Here is an 810-nt window from a genome sequence, read left to right as displayed (position 1 = left end):
CCTCTACCCCATGCCCTGTTTGCCCAATGCCCCACTACAGAATAAATGCGCTAAACTCGAATTAGGGCGAACCAGCATTGGTTCGTCACAAGACTTCTTGGAAGATATCCCTATCGCAGGAAGTGGGTCGATGCCCACTTTTTTTATTGAATTTTCTCATGGCTCATCCCTTAGTACCAAAAATTATTGATTTGGCAACACCAGTGGCACAAGAACTGGGATTAGAACTAGTGGGCGTGGTTTTTCACACTAACCAAAGTCCACCAGTATTGCGGGTAGATATTCGCAATCCTCAGCAAGACACTGGATTAAATGATTGTGAGAAAATGAGCCGTGCTTTAGAAACCTCCCTAGATGCTGCGGAAATCTTTCCAGATGCTTATGTCTTGGAAGTGTCCAGTCCTGGTATTTCGCGGCAATTGGTCACCGACAGGGAGTTTATCTCTTTTAAAGGATTTCCTGTCATTATCTCCACTTCCCCACCTTATGAGGGACAACAAGAGTGGACTGGTCAGCTGATTCGCCGGGATGAGACAGCAGTTTACTTAAATCAAAAAGGTCGTGTAGTCGAAATTCAGCGCTCTCTAATTACTAGGGTGCAGCTAGACGAAGGCCGATAAACAAATGACTAGGGACTGGGGACTAGGGACTGGGAATTAGAAATTAGGGAATAGAAACTGGGGGAATACAAGAGTAGAGGAGCAGGGGAGCAGAAGAGCTTCAGTGCAGACGGGAAGTTGCAGTCAGTCTTTCCCATCTGCCCCACTTTCTCCGCCCCCCTGTGTCTTACCATGCCCCATGCTCCATGCC

The 810-nt window shown here is 47.3% G+C and carries 2 protein-coding genes; both read left to right on the top strand.

Going from position 1 to position 810, the window contains the following annotated elements; genetic code table 11:
- Positions 1 to 190: hypothetical protein (locus GNE10_RS35620; protein WP_221643111.1), on the top strand; the 190-nt coding region annotated here is incomplete at its 5' end.
- Positions 159 to 620 carry a ribosome maturation factor RimP gene (rimP, locus tag GNE10_RS34895; protein WP_099069647.1) on the top strand — a complete coding sequence of 154 codons (462 nt, stop codon included), beginning with the start codon at positions 159 to 161 and terminating at the stop codon, positions 618 to 620. The genes GNE10_RS35620 and rimP, both read left to right, overlap by 32 nt.
- Positions 621 to 810: the final 190 nt, after the last annotated feature.

Origin of the sequence: Nostoc sp. 2RC (assembly GCF_014222165.1) — a bacterium.
Classification (GTDB): domain Bacteria; phylum Cyanobacteriota; class Cyanobacteriia; order Cyanobacteriales; family Nostocaceae; genus Nostoc; species Nostoc linckia.
The sequence above is the reverse complement of the archived record's forward strand: the minus strand, read 5'-3'. Positions and strand labels throughout refer to the sequence as shown.

Bases quoted from the DNA above. Each gene is read 5' to 3' on its own strand.
- rimP (WP_099069647.1), top strand. From the start codon at position 159: ATGGCTCATCCCTTAGTACCAAAAATTATTGATTTGGCAACACCAGTG.